We start from the raw sequence: 16976 nt of genomic DNA, 5'->3' as shown, positions 1-16976 counted from the left end.
CATATTGTATATATCATATAAAGTTTTAAATCTTTATTTGAAGTAAATGTAAATTCAATGTGAAGAAAGAAATTAATAAAATGCTGAAATTACATTAAAGTATATTGAAATACTAAAACAGAATCAATACACCGCCTTCTATGCCATAATTGTATGTTTTATCGCCACCAAATGCAACACTTGGATGGATATACACTAGATTTGTTGGCGTAATTTTTCTTCCATATTCGACGTAAGCATTATTTTGATATCCTTTTATGGTACTATTATATCTTAGCGCGACGTCGCCGGCAATCCAGTTTTTGCCAAAGAAATGAAAGAGTACACTTTCGAGCACGCCAATGCTGATATCAGAACGCTGACTTGAGCCTGCAAAACTTTGCTGGTATTCAAAAGAAGAAATCCAAAGGTCTTTTTTCTCATTAAAATAGCGACCGTAGAAGAAAGCAGGCATGAACACCCATTTACCAGATCCAAAAGCAGGATCTACCGCAGAATTAGCATAAACTCTTGCTCGAACCGCAATACCTTGGCTGTTTTTCATAAAAGGTATGTAGCTGATACCTGCGCCAACATCTCCAAGACCTGTTTTGTTGGTTTCATTGGTATTTGCAGAAACCAATGGAAGATCAAATCTTAGATTCCAGGCTTTACTGCCAATAGGAATTAAAGCACGTGCTTGGGTAGTATTAAATGAACCGTTTTTAGTATCCAGATATTCGTTATAAAAAAGTAACGTTTGCAGGTAATAACGAAAACGAGGTTCGGTAAAAGGAATTTTTCCTTCAACTTCTGTTCCTTGTGCATTTGAAGTTGCGATTCCTAAAAAAACAAAAATAAAAAGTAAGTATATTTTTTTCATAACTACTTATTAATGAGTAGTCTAAGTTACGAAAAAAACGTTAACATTTAATTTGTGGTTATTTTTTTATTTATTCCAAATTTTCCATGCTTTTTCGGCTTGAAATATAAGCATATCGTAGCCATTTTTTATTATTGCGCCTCTTTCTTTAGCATTTTTTAAAAATTGCGTTTCAGCAGGATTATAAATCAAATCGTACGCAATATGCTTATCGGTAAAAAACTCGTAAGGAAGTTCAGGACACGCTTCAATATTAGGACTTGTTCCTACTGGTGTACAATTGATTATGATTTGGAAATTATCAAAAGTGGTAGCATTAATGAAGTTATAGTCAATAATGTTTTCTTTCGCTTCGCGCGAAACAAAAGTGTATGGAATATCAAGTTCTTCCAAAGCAAAAGCGACACCTTTCGATGCGCCTCCAGTTCCGAGGATTAATGCTTTTTTATGATGTGGCTCTAATAATGGTTTTAATGATTTTTTAAAGCCGTAATAATCAGTGTTATATCCTTTTAGTTTTCCTTTTTTGGTAAATTTAATGGTGTTTACAGCGCCAATCAGTTTTGCTTTTGTTGAAAGTTTGTCTAAAAAGGGAATAACTTGCTCTTTATAAGGAATAGTTACGTTTAAGCCTTTTAAATCAGGATTGTTTTTAAGTAATCCTTTAAAATGACTTATTTCTGAAATGTCAAAATTTTCATAGGTATTTCCGGCAAAAACCTCATTGTTGAATTTTTCTGTAAAATATCCTTTTGAGAAAGAGTAACTAATATTACGGCCAAGCAAGCCAAAACGTCTTTTTAGAGTATCAATCATTCTTATTTCTTATGTTTTTCAATATAATTTTTAACCATTTTTTTGGACCAGACAACCGGAAACAAATCTTCAATCAAAATATAATTGTCGAAGTTTAAACGTAAACCATTGCTTAAATGAAATTTAGCTTTTGTATTGTCCTGAATCATAAAATACAATCCAGCAAGACGGTACTCGATTTCGTTTTCTTCTGGAAAATATTCTGTTGCCTGCAATAAAGTTTGGATAGCACTTTCGAATTCACCCAAAAATTGAAGAATATCTACCCAAAACAACCAAGTATCTAAGGCATAATCTCCAAATTCTACCGCTTTTCTATAACCAAATTCAGCTTCTTCAAAAAAGTTCATCTGTTTGTTTATCGTTGCATAACGTTTCCAGTACAAACGATTTTGATTGTCAATTGCCAAAGCTTTATTGACAAAAAACAAAGCTTTCTGGAAGTTTTTCTGACGAACATAAAAATCAGTAATAGCAATCCATCCTTTGTCTAGCAATGGATCTTCATGCACAGTCTGATTGTAATATTGAAGCGCTTTTACTGCATTTCCAAGTTTTTCATAACATTTTCCAATACGCAATAATGCATAGGAAGTCGCGTCATCAAGCTCGATCGTGCGATTGTAGCTTTCAATTGCTTCGTTATATTTTTTAAGGCGCTCATAAGCTTTCGCTTTTTCCATAAACGCTCCTAAAAACTCATCATCAATCAACGTAGCATAGTCAAAAGCGCGAATTGCTGCTTCGTATTCTTTTACGCCATAATGCAGGCGCCCCAGCTGATGCCAAGCGATTTCGCTATACGGATTTCTGTTTATATATTCGTTAAGATAAACGATGGCTTCCTGATTTTGATCTAAAAATTCAAAACAGTAAACCACGTTGTATAAAGCCGATTGATCTTCTAAATCTTCCTCAAGACATTTGATGAAATTGTCTTTTGCCATCTCAAGATTATCCATAAAAAGATATTCCATTCCAATCAAGTTGTACACATCGGCGTAATCATCTGTATATTGCAGTGCAATTTTCAATAATTCTACCGCTTTTTCGTGTTGATCTCTCTTAGAACAGATATTTGCTTTCTGGATATAAATCTCTTCGTTGTTGGGTTCAATTGCATACAACTCATTCAAAAGCTTTTCAGCGATATCAAGTTTGTCGTCGTAAACCAGCATTTCTACTTGTACTAATTTTAAGCCTGTAGATTTTGGATGCTGATCTAATGCAAGTTTTAAGGCCTTTTTTGCTAAATTAGCCTTACCTATGTCTAAATAATGAAGAATGATTTCCTCGAATTCTTCAGAATCAAAAAAGAGTACTTTGTTAGTTTTTAACATCGACTCAAATTTAGATAGGGATAGGTTATAATCTTCTTCTTCGTTGCTTAATTGCATACTTTCTCTATTTGAAATTAGCCTGTTATAAATTTAGGCAACCATATAATTGTTGTAAGGAAAGAGAATTAATTGTTTTGAACAATTTAATTAACAATATATGATGTTTTTTATTCTATTTTGGGAAGAAATCTCCTTTATTCTCAAGGGATTAGCTTCATTTGTTGTTATTTTTATTTAAAATCGAAAATTTTAATCGACTGTAAATCTGATATTTAATATTCTGCTTGTAGCTTGCTATGAAGAAACGACCGTTGAAATAATTTTAAAAACCTATTTGTTGCGCTTTTCTAATATTTCATCCATCACTGCTAAAATTACGGCGCAGCCTTCTCTGATTTCATCTTCGGAAATTGTTAAAGGAGGCGTAATTCGTATCGCACATCCTTCAAATAAAAGCCAGAATAATATCAAACCTCTGTCTTGACAATTTAAAATGACTTCGTTTGTAATTTCGGCTGATTCTGTCATCGCAGCCAACATTAATCCTTTTCCTCTAACTTCTGTTATCAAAGGATGTACCAAAAGTGATCTGAAGAGTTTTTCCTTCTCCAGCGTTTCTGCCATTAAATTTGTTTCAGTTAATTCCTGCAAAGTAGCTAAACAGGCTGACGCAATGACAGGGTGCCCACCAAAAGTAGTAATATGCCCGAGTTTTGGTTTTTCGGTCAAAAGATCCATTTTTTCGGCAGAAGCAGTAAAAGCGCCAACAGGCATTCCGCCTCCCATTCCTTTACCCATAACCACAATATCCGGAATGACATCGTAGTTTTGAAATCCAAAAAGCTTTCCGGTCCTTCCGAAACCTGGCTGAATTTCATCAACAATCATTAATGCGCCAACTTCATCACAGCGTTTTCGCACTTTTTGCAGAAAATTGTTTTCTGGCTGAATAAATCCTGCACCGCCTTGAATGGTTTCTAATAGAATTGCTGCCGTTCGAGTTGTTATTTTCTGTAAATCTTCTTCGTTGTTGAAAGTGATAAAATCGACATCAGGAAGTAAGGGTCTAAAAGCTTGTTTTCGTTCTTCAAATCCCATAACGCTCATAGATCCCATTGTGTTCCCATGATAGGCATTATGACAAGAAATAAGTTGGCTGCGTCCTGTAACTCGTTTTGCTAATTTTAACGAACCTTCGATTGCTTCTGTACCAGAATTTACTAAATAAGTTTTGTTTAAAGATTCTGGTAGGAGTGAAGCCATTAATTTGCAGTATTGAACAGCAGGACTTTGTGAATATTCGCCGTAAACCATTACATGTGAATATTTGTCCAACTGATCTTTTATTGCTTGATTTACACGTGGATGCTGATGTCCAAGCGTACAAGCAGAAACACCCGCAACAAAATCTAAATATTTTTTATCGCTTGTGTCGTAAATATAAGAGCCAATGGCATGAGAAACTTCCATTCCTAAAGGATAAGGAGAAGTTTGTGCCTGATATTTTATAAAATCTGGATTCATTTTTTTTGAGATACTAAGTTGCTGAGATGCTAAGATTCTAAGTTTTTTGTTTCAAGTTTCTGAAAACTGCTACTGAATACTAAAAACTGAACACTGAATACTATTTCTTAGTTTTAGCTTTCGGTTTCTTTTTGTCGTAATTCAAAGTCTCTTTCCTGACTTTCATCGGGACGTTTTTGTCTTTTTCTTCCTGATCTTTTCCTTCTTTGACTAATTTGTCATTGAGCTCGTTGTCTTCTTCGGTAAAAATATCATCTTTCGATTTAATTCGTTCATCGCCACGCCAGTGTAAGCCTCGCAATTTACGCGCGTTTTCGGGCAAATCAGCTTCAGGATATAAATCTCCATCAACATTATTATAAAGTGTGATAGATTCGATTGCATTATTTTCCAAAATCAAATTGATTTTGCTGCTCACGCTTTTGTCGATTCCAACTAACTCATTTTGATCATTTCGACTATAATAGAGAACTTCGGTATTTTTGATTATATCGACATCATGGAGTTTTCCGTCAAGGAATTTCCCAAATAAATTGAGCCCTTTTACTTGGTTAAAACCGGTTCCTAAAGTGTCCCGCGAGACCAAAAAAGTATTGTTGAGGACTTTTAGAGAATCAATTTTTCTGGTGTTTTTGTCGCCAATTAAATGCATAATATCACCTGTAATCTGACTTTCGCCATTCCATAAAATTGGATTTCCAATTAATTTGGTCAATGCCGTTTTAGAATTAGAATGAATCGAATCGCATTTACCGCTCATGTCTGTTTTGTAAAAACGAACATTTTTGAAAGCTCTTAAAATTCGTTCGCCTTCTTTTCCCGTTACCATTAACTTTTGTCCATGAATGTAAACCGAATCGTTGTCGACAAAATTTACCGCCACAGCTCTTTTGGTAACAAACATCGAATCTTTTAACTTGAAAATTTCAGCATAATGGCCTTTTACAATACCACGATTTATCGAATCGGTTATTTTTACATTTCGCGTTGCCGATGCAAATTCTACATTTCGGTCGTAATATAAACTATCGCCTTCTATGAGTCGGTCGTCATATCTTATATACGATTTTCTGAGAAAATGAGCGAGATTTTTCTTGGTATCATAAAAACCTTTTTCGGTATAAATATAATTGGCTTTACTTGTAATTGTCGAAGGTCCAAGTAAATAAGTATGTCCAGAATTACTGTAATAATCCAAATGATTTGATTTGATCACATATTTCGGATTCGTAATAGTCACTTCGGTTAAAAACTGAAACTTTTTCTCGGCAACAAAATAACGTCCAGATTTGCTCACTAACGTATTGTCTTTGTTGACAATTGTTCCTTTAGTGTTATAAAAAACCTGCTGTACATTTCGGTCAAAATTGATTGTATCGGTTTGTAAAGTAGCGTCTGGTGAAGTCATTACGGCATCTCCGGTTGCAAATGCTTTTTTTAGATTTCCGTTATATTCAGCATATTTACTGTTTAAGTATAAAGTATCACCTTGCACTAATTGCACATTTCCAAAGGCTTTTAAATAATTTTCTTTCTGAAAAAAATAAGCTTTGTTGCAAGTCAAAACCACTCCGTCGTGATTTATTTTTACATTTCCAGTCAATAAAAGGGCATCTGGCGCTAATTCTTGATTGACATCAGAAAAATCAGCGTTCTCTATAATGATTTTTTTAGGTTCCTGTTTATTTTTTGATGCCTGCGCAAAACCGAATTGCACAGTGAATAACATCAGACAAAAAGATATGAAAAAGAGTGATTTCTTCAATTGATTAAATTTTTGTCAAATTTATGAAAAAGGATACAACCTTATAATGTTATTAGGATTAATTTATATTTTTAGATTCAGAGGCACACAAGGTCTTTGTGCCTTTGCTAATTTAAAACTTTGAGGCTTAAATTTATTAACAAAAACATTTACTCTCACGTTGTAGTTTACTGTTTTGAATCGTATTTAGAATAATTTGAAATCTGTTTTTATTCAAGTTTTAAAAATTAGATTAAATTTAGAAAATGGTTTTGGAAAATAATTTTAATTCCAAAATCTCAAAAAAGCAAGATTATATAGTGAATATGATAAATAAACGATTTTTTGCTGCAGGAATGGCAGCAAGCATGCTTTTTTCGGCATGTAAAACAAACGATTTAAAAATGAGTACAGCAAAAGAAGAAAATGCTGCAACCAAGAAAGTTGTAGTTTATCAAGTTTTTACGAGATTGTTTGGAAATAAAAATACAACAAACAAACCTTGGGGAACAATTGAAGAAAATGGCGTTGGAAAATTTAATGATTTTACAGACAAAGCTTTGCATGAAATTAAGGATCTTGGCGTAACTTATATTTGGTACACTGGAGTTCCACATCATGCTTTGGTTCGTGATTATACTGCAATTGGGATTTCAAATGATGATCCTGAAGTTGTAAAAGGCCGCGCAGGGTCACCATATGCCGTAAAAGATTATTATAGTGTAAACCCTGATTTAGCAGAAAATCCTGCTCACAGACTTCAGGAATTTGAAGCGCTAATTGATCGTACACACAAAGCCGGACTTAAATTGATTATTGATATTGTGCCAAATCATATTGCCAGAAAATATGAAGGAAAAAACAATCCTGAAGGCGTTCGTGATTTTGGTGCCGATGATGATGTAACGGTCGAATACAAACGAAATAATAACTTTTATTATATTCCGAATACGGCGTTTGTAATTCCTGATGGAGATGTTCCATTAAATGGAGAAAAAAATCCGCTTATTGATGGAAAGTTTAACGAAAATCCAGCAAAATGGACAGGAAATGGTTCGCGTAAAGCAAAACCAGACCAAAATGATTGGTATGAAACAGTAAAAGTAAATTACGGAATTCGTCCCGATGGATCAAAAGATTTTCCTGAACTTCCAGCAGGTTATGACCAGAAATCTTATAAAGAGCATTTTGCTTTTTGGCAAGACAAAGACGTTCCAGATTCTTGGAAGAAATTCAGATCTATTGCTTTGTATTGGACAGCAAAAGGCGTAGATGGTTTTCGTTACGATATGGCTGAAATGGTTCCGTATGAATTTTGGAGCTACATGAATTCGGCTATAAAAATGAAAAACCCTGATGCCTTTTTATTGGCAGAAGTTTATAATCCAAACGAATACAGAAATTATATCCGTTTAGGAAAAATGGATTATTTGTATGATAAAGTGGAAACGTATGATAAATTGAAAGACGTCATTAGGGGAAAATCTTCGCCAGATGGTTTGTCAGACATTCAAAAGGGAATGGCAGATATTGAGCATCATATGCTTCATTTTTTAGATAATCATGACGAACAGCGTTTAGCAAGTCCAGAATTTGCAGGAACGCCAGAACGTGGAAAACCTTTAATGGTGGTTTCGACAACAATAAGTACTTCGCCTACAATGGTTTATTTTGGACAAGAAGTAGGGGAGGCAGGAAATGAAGATGCAGGTTTTGGAAAACGTTCCAGAACGTCGATTTTTGATTATATTGGAGTTCCAAATCATCAAAGATGGATGAATGATGGAAAATTTGACGGCGGAAAATTATCTGATTCAGAGAAAAATTTACGTGATTTCTATAAAAGGCTTTTGAATTTTTCTATTAATAGTTCTGCTTTAATGGGAAGTTTTCAAGAAATTCAGTCGGTTAATCGTCAAAATAATCCAGGATATGACGAATTGATTTATTCATTTGTTCGTTGGTCCGAAAAGCAAAAACTGATTGTTATTGCTAATTTTTCTTCAGATAAAACAAGCGAATTCGAATTAAAAGTTCCAGCTGATGTTATTTCAAAATGGAAATTAAAAGATGGTAAATATGTGCTTGTAGATAAATTATATTTAGAAAGTAAAACCTATTTTACTGTAGAAAATGGCGAAGGTACAGCAAGAATCAAAATAAAGCCTTCAGAATCGTTTATTTTTGAAGTAAACTAAAAAAAGAACGATTTTGAATTAAATGAAACTTGTTTGGATTAATTGAATCTAAACAAGTTTTTTTGTTTTATAAATCTTTTAAAAGCGAAAGAATTTCTTTGATTGAAAATAGAGCACCACAAACAAATTCATCAGAAGCTCCGTAATAAACTGTCAGAGTATCGTTGTCAGAATCAAGTATATGTCCATTAGTAAAAACAACGTTTCCGAAAAAACCGCTTAATTCATAATCGGTTGAAGGAAACATAATTGGGTCTTCAGTTCTCGAAATCACTTTTGATGGATCATTCAAATCCATTAAAAATGCACCTAAGCAATATTGATGTTGTTCATTGGCTCCATGATAAATTTCTAGCCAGCCTTTTTCAGTTTTGATGGGCGCAGCGCCTGCACCAACTCTTTTACTGTCCCAATATTGTTTTCGGGTCCTCACAATACATTTATGATTTCCCCAGTGAATACCGTCTGGAGATGATGCAATCCAAATATAATTTCCTCCAATATCAACACTGCTCGGACGATGCAGAGCGTAAAACAATCCGTTTATCTTTTCTTCAAAAATGGCACAATCTTTATTATGGGGCGGTAAAATCATTCCGTGTTTTTGAAAAACTTTCCAGTCTGTTGTAGTCCGCAATCCCACGCCAACGCCATTGCTTGATACAGAAGTAAATGTCAGGTAATATTTTCCTTCAATTAACGAAACACGACAATCTTCGATTCCAAATGCCTCCAGAATTCCTTCGCCAACAAGATGTGGATAACCTTCGGGTTCGTAAAAGTGACGCCCGCCATCGCTGCATAGAAGTCTAATATGAGATAAAGTCGTTAAGTAATCAGCGCCTTGATAGTTGATAACACGCGCGTCTGTTGCAGTTAATTCTGGATGATCTTTTATGATTTCGATAATTTCGATAGCGCCAAGATCAGTTAAAACAGGAAATGAAATACTGCTTTCAATTTGTTTCGGTCTTTCAGCTACGCGTACGGCCAGCCAAATTTTATTTTGGAATTGAAAAACTCCTGGATTCAACAGGCAAGTAATCTCTAATCCATCATGGCTTGCGCGCAGATCTTTTGGCGATAATAGGGGATTTTCTGTAAAACGTTTGGCGATATCTTTCATGTTCTTTTAAATCAGAACATTAAGATACAAAAAAAGCTGATACTTGTTTTGTATCAGCTTTTTTTAAATTTATACTTTTTTAACTTTCGTTAAAGCCTCTTTGTAATATTCATTTGCTTTTTCCCAATTTATGTGTTTGTAAAAAGCATCAATATAACTTCCTTTTCTGTTTTGGTAATCAAGATAATAAGCATGTTCCCATAAATCAATTCCTAAAATTGGAGTTCCCGGAATCAAGGCATTTTTCATTAAAGGGTTATCCTGATTTTCTGTAGTTGTTATTTGGAGTTTGCCATAACGATCCACAACCAACCAAACCCATCCAGATCCAAATTGTTTTTCTGCTTGCGCTTTAAACTGATTTGTTAAATTATTAAAAGACCCAAATTCCTTATTTATTGATCCAGCAAGTGTGTCTTTTGGTGTTTGTTCTTTTTGCGTCAAAAGATTAAAATACATCGTGTGGTTATAATAACCACCAGCATTTTGACGAAGTTTTGCATTGCTGAGATCCATTTTCTTTAAAATATCCTCAATAGGCATATTTTCATATTCCGTTGAAACAATTTCTTTGTTGAAATTATTTGTATACGAAACATAATGTTTAGAATAATGAGTTTCTAAAGTAAGAGAACGAATATCTGGTGCTAAGCCATCGTAGCCGAAAGGCAGCTTTGTAATTCCAAAAGAACCCGGCGCAACCGTAACTTCATCAGGCGATCCAATCGTAATTTTTTCTTCTTTTGTTGGCAAAGGAACTTCAACAACTTCGGTAAGTTTATTGCTGTCATTACATGAAAATAATACGAAAAATGAAGCCAAAATGCCAAAACGAGTAATGTTTTTCTTCATAATGTAATTTATTTTGATGTTAGTGAATTAATGATTTCGATATAACTTTCTTTCGCTTCTTCAATCGAGATATGACTGATCTGCATCCATGCATTTGTTTTGAAAGCATCTCTTAAGTCAAAATTTTGAGATTGATTGTAGACTGCTGTTCCAAAAGTTGCTTGTTTGTAATAAGCATAAAGTCGCAACTGCACATCTTGAGGCAGTGAGGCCTGTGTCATTTTTAGAGCATTTTCGACAGCCTCTGCGAAACGTGTATCTAAATCTTTTTTGGTCATTAAGCTTTTGTAGCAATAATTGTTTTTCCGCCAATTGCTTTTTGTCCTAAAACAACATCAATTGGAGTACCTAAAGGTAAAAATAAATCTACTCTCGAACCAAATTTAATAAATCCAGCATCAGTACCTTGAACAACTTGCATGCCTTCATTTGCATAATTTACAATTCTTCTTGCTAATGCTCCAGCGATTTGTCTGTAAAGAACAGCTCCAAAAGTATCATTTTCGATTACCACTGTAGTTCTTTCATTTTCCTCGCTTGCTTTTGGATGCCATGCTACCAAAAATTTTCCAGGATGATATTTACTGAATTTTATAATTCCGTCCATCGCATAACGAGTAACGTGTACGTTTATAGGTGACATGAAAATAGAAACCTGCAAACGTTTATCTTTAAAATATTCACCTTCGTAAACTTCTTCGATAACCACAACTTTTCCATCTACAGGCGCAAGGATGTGATCGCTGTTGCGAATTGCAATTCTTTTTGGGTTTCTGAAAAATTGCAGAATAATAATCAAAACTACTACGCCAGCAATTTGAACAAGCATTCTCAGCCAGGTAATACCTATAAATTTTTCAGCAATTAACAGTACAGCAACGGCAAAAATTGTACCTAGTAAAATAGATGGTCCTCCTTCTTTATGAAACATAATATAAAATTTGATAAAATAAAAATATAATTGGTGCTACAAATATAACACTATCTAAACGATCTAAAATACCTCCATGGCCTGGCATAATTGAACCACTGTCTTTTACGCCTGCAATTCGTTTAAATTTGGATTCGATTAAATCTCCAATTGTGCCAAAGATACTCACAATTATTGCGATCGTTGTCCAAATTAAAATTGATTTATTGCTAAACTCAGGTTTGGGCTGAATGTATAATTTTGATATTAAAAAACCGGCGAAAGCGGCAAATACAGCTCCGCCTAAAAAACCTTCGATTGTTTTTTTAGGAGAAACACGTTCAAATAACTTATGCTTACCCATTGATTTTCCAACCAAATACGCAAAAGTATCGTTGGTCCAGATTAAAATGAATAGCCCAAGAATAATTTTCGGGTTATAATCATTAGTTCCAAAGGAAATTTTTACAATAAAAATAAATGGAAGAGTGATATAACCTAATAAATACAAATATTTAGAAGAAGTACTTATTTTTTGAACCGAATCATAAAATAAAAACAGAATGCATTTGATAGATATTACCAGCGTAACTGCTAAAAGTATTAAGTCTAATTGTTTGATATTGGTACTTAAGTCAAGATTTGCGCCAAATAAATCATTTAAATATGCAGTAGTTTGCTTATTATAATGACTAACAAGTATAATGGCAGAAAATAATATAGTTCCAAATAAAATAGAAAATATTTTATTCAGGTTCACTAAATTGGAAAATTCATAAATTGTGATAATTAAGAAGATACCAAAAAGAACAATAAAGCTTTCAGTCGAAAACAGAATAGAGGTAAGCAGCAAAGCGATATAAACAGCACCAGAAATGGTTCTCTTCAGTGTTTCGTTCATCTTAAAGATCTTCTAAAAGCAATAAATAAAGATTCTTCGCAACACTTCCGTATTGCGTAAAATCTTCCTCTTTTGCCTTTTCGAAATATTTTATAGTGGTAATGTTGGTAGGATAGTCTCTTTCGTATTTGCGTTTAATTGCACTTAATCCGTCGCTTTTCATTGGTAGAATCTGACTTGTAGTAGCAATAATTACAATATTTGCCGGAAGCTCGTTGGGTTTGTCTTGTCTGATTTGTTTAGACGAAAACAAAATAGAACCTTCATCAGCAATTAAATTTTCACATGAAGCCAATAAGAATTTTGGGCTTTTTGGTGAAATATGAGGTAGTTTATTTTCTTCTAATAAATGAAAAAGACCCGGCTCGTAACATAAAACTTCATTTTCAAACCAATCATTTTCTTCTAAAATATTTTCAAATTGTTCAGCAACTTCTTGTGTGTTTTCACAATACAAAAATTTGCCACCATTTTTCTTAAAATTGAAAATGAATTGTTCGTCTATAGATAAATGACTGTTTTGAATAGGATTTCTTCCGTATTCGCTTTCATTTTCTTCATCAGAAGCGGCTTCACTGGAACCAAATATTTTTTTGAAAAAATTCATTTTTATATGAAATACTTTACATGTTAATTGAAAACGTTCAAAGATAAAAAAATCTTAATTCAAAAGGCTATTTTGAATTAAGATTTTAAAAAATATTACATATTTCTGAATTATTTACGAAACCACTTCTTCCAGATTTTTATCAAAAGTGCGTTTTCCGAAAATAGTTTCTAAGTCATCTTTAAAGATAACTTCTTTTTCTATTAAGATATCAGCAAGCTGATTTAACTTGTCTTTGTTTTCTTCAAGAATTTGAATAGCTCTTTGGTATTGGCCTTCAATTAATTCTGAAATTTCAGCGTCAATAATTTTTGCTGTTTCGTCAGAATATGGTTTTGAAAAGTTGTATTCGCTTTGTCCGCTTGAATCGTAATAAGTAACGTTTCCGATTTTATCATTCAAACCATAAATCGTTACCATTGCACGAGCTTGGCGCGTTACTTTTTCCAAATCGCTTAATGCACCAGTCGAAATTCTGTCAAAAGTTACTTTTTCAGCAGCTCTTCCGCCCATAGTTGCACACATTTCGTCAAGCATTTGATCTGTTCTAACGATTTGTCTTTCTTCTGGCAAGTACCAAGCAGCTCCTAAACTTTGTCCACGAGGAACAATAGTTACTTTAATAAGTGGGGCAGCATGTTCCAACATCCAGCTTACAGTTGCGTGACCAGCTTCGTGAATTGCGATTGCTCTTTTCTCTTCTGGCGTAATGATTTTGTTTTTCTTTTCAAGACCACCGATGATTCTGTCTACAGCATCAAGGAAATCTTGTCTATCAACTGCATCTTTGTTGTTTCTTGCGGCAATTAATGCAGCTTCGTTACATACATTTGCAATATCAGCACCAGAAAAACCTGGAGTTTGTTTTGCTAAGAAATCAAGATCAAGACCTTCAACTTTTTTAATTGGTTTTAAGTGAACTTGGAAAATTTCAGCTCTTTCACGAATGTCTGGTAAGTCAACAAAAATTTGTCTGTCAAAACGTCCTGCACGCATTAAAGCTTTGTCAAGAACGTCAGCTCTGTTTGTTGCAGCCAAAACAATTACATTTGAGTTGGTACCAAAACCATCCATTTCTGTCAATAATTGGTTCAGAGTGTTTTCTCTCTCGTCGTTTCCGCCTGACATATTGCTTTTTCCTCTTGCTCTACCAACAGCATCAATCTCATCAATGAAAATGATTGCAGGAGATTTTTCTTTTGCTTGTTTGAATAAATCACGTACACGAGATGCACCTACACCCACAAACATTTCAACGAAGTCAGAACCTGACAATGAGAAGAATGGAACTTGAGCTTCACCTGCAACCGCTTTTGCAAGCAACGTTTTACCAGTTCCCGGAGGTCCTACAAGTAAAGCGCCTTTTGGGATTTTACCTCCAAGGTTTGTATATTTTTCAGGATTTTTAAGGAATTCAACAATTTCTTGAATTTCTTCTTTCGCACCTTCTAGACCTGCAACATCTTTAAAAGTTGTTTTGATGTCTGTTTTTTCGTCAAAAAGTTTAGCTTTTGATTTTCCAATATTGAAAATTTGTCCGCCTCCGCCAGCGCCTCCGCCAGACATTTTACGCATGATGAAAATCCATACACCAATAATGATGATGATAGGAAGCAAGCTGATTAAAATATCGCTCCAATTGTTTTTTTGAAGGAAATTGAAATCTTTTAATTTTCCTTCACCAACAGCTTTTTCAAGTTTAGTTTGGAAGATTTGGTCGTTACCAATTTCTAAAGTATAATGTGGCCCTTTGTTAGGGTTTTTAAAGATATCTTTAGAGACTTTCTCGTTTGCTTTGTCTTTTAGAGCTGCAGGAGTCAAGTAAACTTCAGCTTCAGCTTTATTATAAACGATAACTTTTTCAATTTGTCCTTTTTCTAACAACGTATTGAATTTAGAAGAAGTCAATTGAGCAGGCTCGCTTAAGTTAGATCCTCCGGTTGCAAAACTTATAAATAAAAAAACTAGAAGTATTGCGGTGTAAATTAACCAAGGACTTATTTTAAATTTATTCGGATTTGGATTATTATCTTTAGCCATTAGAAAAATTTTTCTTTAGTATTTGTTTTCGATTGTAGTTATTTTGGCGTCACCCCAAAGGCTCTCGATATTATAGTATTCACGAATGTGTTTTTGGAAAACATGTACCACGATATGCACATAATCCATCAGAACCCATTCTGCGTTATCGGTTCCTTCTACGTGCCAAGGTTTATCTTTTAAGTCTTTAGATACTGTTTTTTGAATAGAGTTTACGATGGCGTTAACTTGGGTGTTTGAAGATCCATTGCAAATGACAAAATAGTCACATACAGCCGTATCTATTTCTCTTAAGTCAAGAATATCGATATCATTTCCTTTTACTTCCTCAATCCCTTTGATTATGTTCGCCAGTAGAACATCATTATTAATAGTCTTTTTCGCCATGAATTATTTTTATGAATTTGTAAAGTTACCAAATTTTGTGATTATTTTTGAACCTTAACAAAATATTAAATTAAGTTATTATAAATTACTTGGATGAAACTAATCAAACTCGATGCCATAGATTCTACAAACGACTTTCTAAAAGCATTATCTAGCCAGGATGAACTTGATAATTTTACTGTGGTAACGGCTGAAAATCAGACAAAAGGGAAAGGGCAAATGGGAGCAAAGTGGCGATCCGAATCTGGTAAAAACTTAATTATGAGTGCCTTGGTAAAGGATTTTATTGCTAATAACGAACAGGTTTTTAATCTAAGCTTAATAGTGTCATTAAGTGTAATTGAGGTTTTAAAATCATTAAATATTCCCGATTTAAGCATAAAATGGCCAAACGACATTATGTCATACAATAAAAAAATTGGTGGCATACTAATTGAAAACACTATTAAAAGTGATGGCAGAATCGTGTCAGTTGTCGGTCTAGGATTGAATGTCAATCAGACTAATTTTGATGAATTGCCAAATGCTTCTTCATTGGCAGTTATTTTAGGAAATTCTCTTAATAAAGATATTTTACCTGAATTGATTATCGAGAAAATTAAACAAAAAATAGATTGTTGGTCAGATTCAGCTTCCGTTTTTTGGGATAATTATTTTAATTCGCTTTTTAGAAAAGGTGTTCCAATGCCTTTTAAAAATCTTGATACTAATTCATCTGGACAAAATTTTATGGGAATTATTCAAGGTGTTTCTCCTGTGGGGAAATTGCAGGTTTTGCTCGAAGATGATTCTGTTTCCGAATTTGATATTAAGGAAGTTCAGATGCTTTATTGAGGAAGTTGCTAAGGTTCTGAGATACTAAGATGCTAAGTTTTTTAAAACGAAGCGTTTGTTATTTCGATGTAAGGAGAAATTTCACTAGAAGCTCTACAAAGATTGGTGATCTTCTGTACGGAAAATCTAGTGTGATTTCTCTTTACATCGAAATGACAAAAAAAACAAAAAAGGCCAATCGTTAGATCGGACTTTTTCATTTATAATTCACAATTAATAATTTACAATTATTAAAGTTTGTGCATGTTAGTTGCTAAAGTTTCGATAAACTTGCTGATTGGCCCTTTGATCATCATGGCCATCATAGCATTGAATTCACCATCAAATTTCAATTGAACAGCACTTTCAGAATCTGAAATACTTTCAATGTCAGAGACCAAAGTAAATGGAAGTTTATCGCTTGCAGCACCCAAAACAATTTTGTTTGGAGCTGTTTTGTCTTTCATTTTCAATTTGATTTCCGGCATGCCTTTCAATCCAAAAATAAAAGAGTCTTCGCCAGTCACTTCAAATTTAGCGATATTATCTGGCATTAATTTTTCAAAATTCTTTACATCAGTCAATTGATCAAATAAATCTTGAGCTGATTTCTGAACAGTAACTTTTGGACTTTCTAAGTTCATATTGTTTTTTTTATTTTTAACGCAAAGGGCGCTAAGATTTTTTTAATATATAAGGTTTTATAAATAAACGCTAAGCTCGCAAAGCTAAAACTTTAGATGAATTCCAAAAGGAGCAAAGCGACTTTTAGAAAATCTAAAATCTAAAATCTAAAATCTAAAATCTAAAATCTAAAATCTAAAATCTAAAATCTAAAATCTAAAATCTAAAATCT

General features: G+C 33.6%; 16 protein-coding genes. 2 read left to right on the top strand and 14 right to left on the bottom strand.

Translation table 11 applies throughout. The features are described from left to right. Window positions 1-112: 112 nt before the first annotated feature. The 5 genes from FND99_RS06305 to FND99_RS06285 form a co-directional block, all read right to left on the bottom strand. A complete protein-coding gene (locus FND99_RS06305) occupies window positions 113-862 on the bottom strand; it encodes a lipid A phosphoethanolamine transferase (RefSeq protein WP_144337125.1) in 750 nt (249 codons plus the stop codon). 66 nt (window positions 863-928) lie between these two features. Then, window positions 929-1678, bottom strand: a complete 750-nt coding sequence (locus FND99_RS06300; protein ID WP_144337124.1) for a shikimate dehydrogenase family protein — start codon at window positions 1676-1678, stop codon at window positions 929-931. Window positions 1679-1680: 2 nt separating this feature from the next. Next, window positions 1681-3075 carry a tetratricopeptide repeat protein gene (locus FND99_RS06295; protein ID WP_144337123.1) on the bottom strand — a complete coding sequence of 465 codons (1395 nt, stop codon included), beginning with the start codon at window positions 3073-3075 and terminating at the stop codon, window positions 1681-1683. A gap of 273 nt (window positions 3076-3348) precedes the next feature. Next, the gene (locus FND99_RS06290) at window positions 3349-4542 is read right to left on the bottom strand and encodes an aspartate aminotransferase family protein (protein WP_144337122.1); all 1194 of its coding nucleotides are present in this window, start codon (window positions 4540-4542) and stop codon (window positions 3349-3351) included. A gap of 100 nt (window positions 4543-4642) precedes the next feature. Continuing rightward, window positions 4643-6271: an OstA-like protein gene (locus FND99_RS06285; RefSeq protein WP_144337440.1), complete on the bottom strand. Its 1629-nt coding sequence runs from the start codon at window positions 6269-6271 to the stop codon at window positions 4643-4645. 341 nt (window positions 6272-6612) lie between these two features. Between FND99_RS06285 and FND99_RS06280 the strand changes: the two genes are divergently transcribed. Next, entirely contained in the window at window positions 6613-8484 is a 1872-nt protein-coding gene (locus FND99_RS06280) for an alpha-amylase family glycosyl hydrolase (protein ID WP_144337121.1), read from the top strand. A gap of 67 nt (window positions 8485-8551) precedes the next feature. Here FND99_RS06280 and FND99_RS06275 read toward each other — a convergent pair whose 3' ends face one another. From FND99_RS06275 to rsfS, 8 genes are all read right to left on the bottom strand, one after another. After that, window positions 8552-9610: a glycoside hydrolase family 130 protein gene (locus FND99_RS06275; RefSeq protein WP_144337120.1), complete on the bottom strand. Its 1059-nt coding sequence runs from the start codon at window positions 9608-9610 to the stop codon at window positions 8552-8554. 69 nt (window positions 9611-9679) lie between these two features. Continuing rightward, a complete protein-coding gene (locus tag FND99_RS06270) occupies window positions 9680-10462 on the bottom strand; it encodes a superoxide dismutase (protein WP_144337119.1) in 783 nt (260 codons plus the stop codon). 8 nt (window positions 10463-10470) lie between these two features. Next, window positions 10471-10740, bottom strand: coding sequence for an acyl-CoA-binding protein (locus FND99_RS06265; RefSeq protein ID WP_144337118.1), 270 nt, complete (start codon window positions 10738-10740; stop codon window positions 10471-10473). Further along, a complete protein-coding gene (locus FND99_RS06260; RefSeq protein ID WP_144337117.1) occupies window positions 10740-11393 on the bottom strand; it encodes a phosphatidylserine decarboxylase family protein in 654 nt (217 codons plus the stop codon). Before FND99_RS06260 ends, FND99_RS06265 begins: the two co-directional genes overlap by 1 nt. Continuing rightward, entirely contained in the window at window positions 11383-12273 is an 891-nt protein-coding gene (locus FND99_RS06255; protein WP_144337116.1) for a phosphatidate cytidylyltransferase, read from the bottom strand. Before FND99_RS06255 ends, FND99_RS06260 begins: the two co-directional genes overlap by 11 nt. A gap of 1 nt (window position 12274) precedes the next feature. Continuing rightward, window positions 12275-12880, bottom strand: coding sequence for a lactate utilization protein B/C (locus tag FND99_RS06250; protein ID WP_144337115.1), 606 nt, complete (start codon window positions 12878-12880; stop codon window positions 12275-12277). 114 nt (window positions 12881-12994) lie between these two features. Beyond that, window positions 12995-14920, bottom strand: a complete 1926-nt coding sequence (ftsH, locus tag FND99_RS06245; RefSeq protein WP_144337114.1) for an ATP-dependent zinc metalloprotease FtsH — start codon at window positions 14918-14920, stop codon at window positions 12995-12997. Window positions 14921-14935: 15 nt separating this feature from the next. Continuing rightward, window positions 14936-15307, bottom strand: coding sequence for a ribosome silencing factor (gene rsfS, locus FND99_RS06240; RefSeq protein ID WP_007809313.1), 372 nt, complete (start codon window positions 15305-15307; stop codon window positions 14936-14938). 93 nt (window positions 15308-15400) lie between these two features. Between rsfS and FND99_RS06235 the strand changes: the two genes are divergently transcribed. After that, window positions 15401-16141 (top strand): biotin--[acetyl-CoA-carboxylase] ligase, encoded by a 741-nt coding sequence (locus FND99_RS06235; protein WP_144337113.1) that lies wholly within the window; start codon window positions 15401-15403, stop codon window positions 16139-16141. A 230-nt stretch (window positions 16142-16371) separates the two neighbouring features. Here the strand turns inward: FND99_RS06235 and FND99_RS06230 are convergent, their stop codons facing one another. Then, window positions 16372-16764: an SRPBCC family protein gene (locus tag FND99_RS06230; protein WP_144337112.1), complete on the bottom strand. Its 393-nt coding sequence runs from the start codon at window positions 16762-16764 to the stop codon at window positions 16372-16374. Window positions 16765-16976 lie beyond the last annotated feature (212 nt).

Source organism: Flavobacterium daemonense, from assembly GCF_007341385.1.
In the GTDB taxonomy this organism is placed as follows: Bacteria; Bacteroidota; Bacteroidia; order Flavobacteriales; family Flavobacteriaceae; genus Flavobacterium; species Flavobacterium daemonense.
This window is presented reverse-complemented; position numbering and strand designations above follow the sequence as displayed.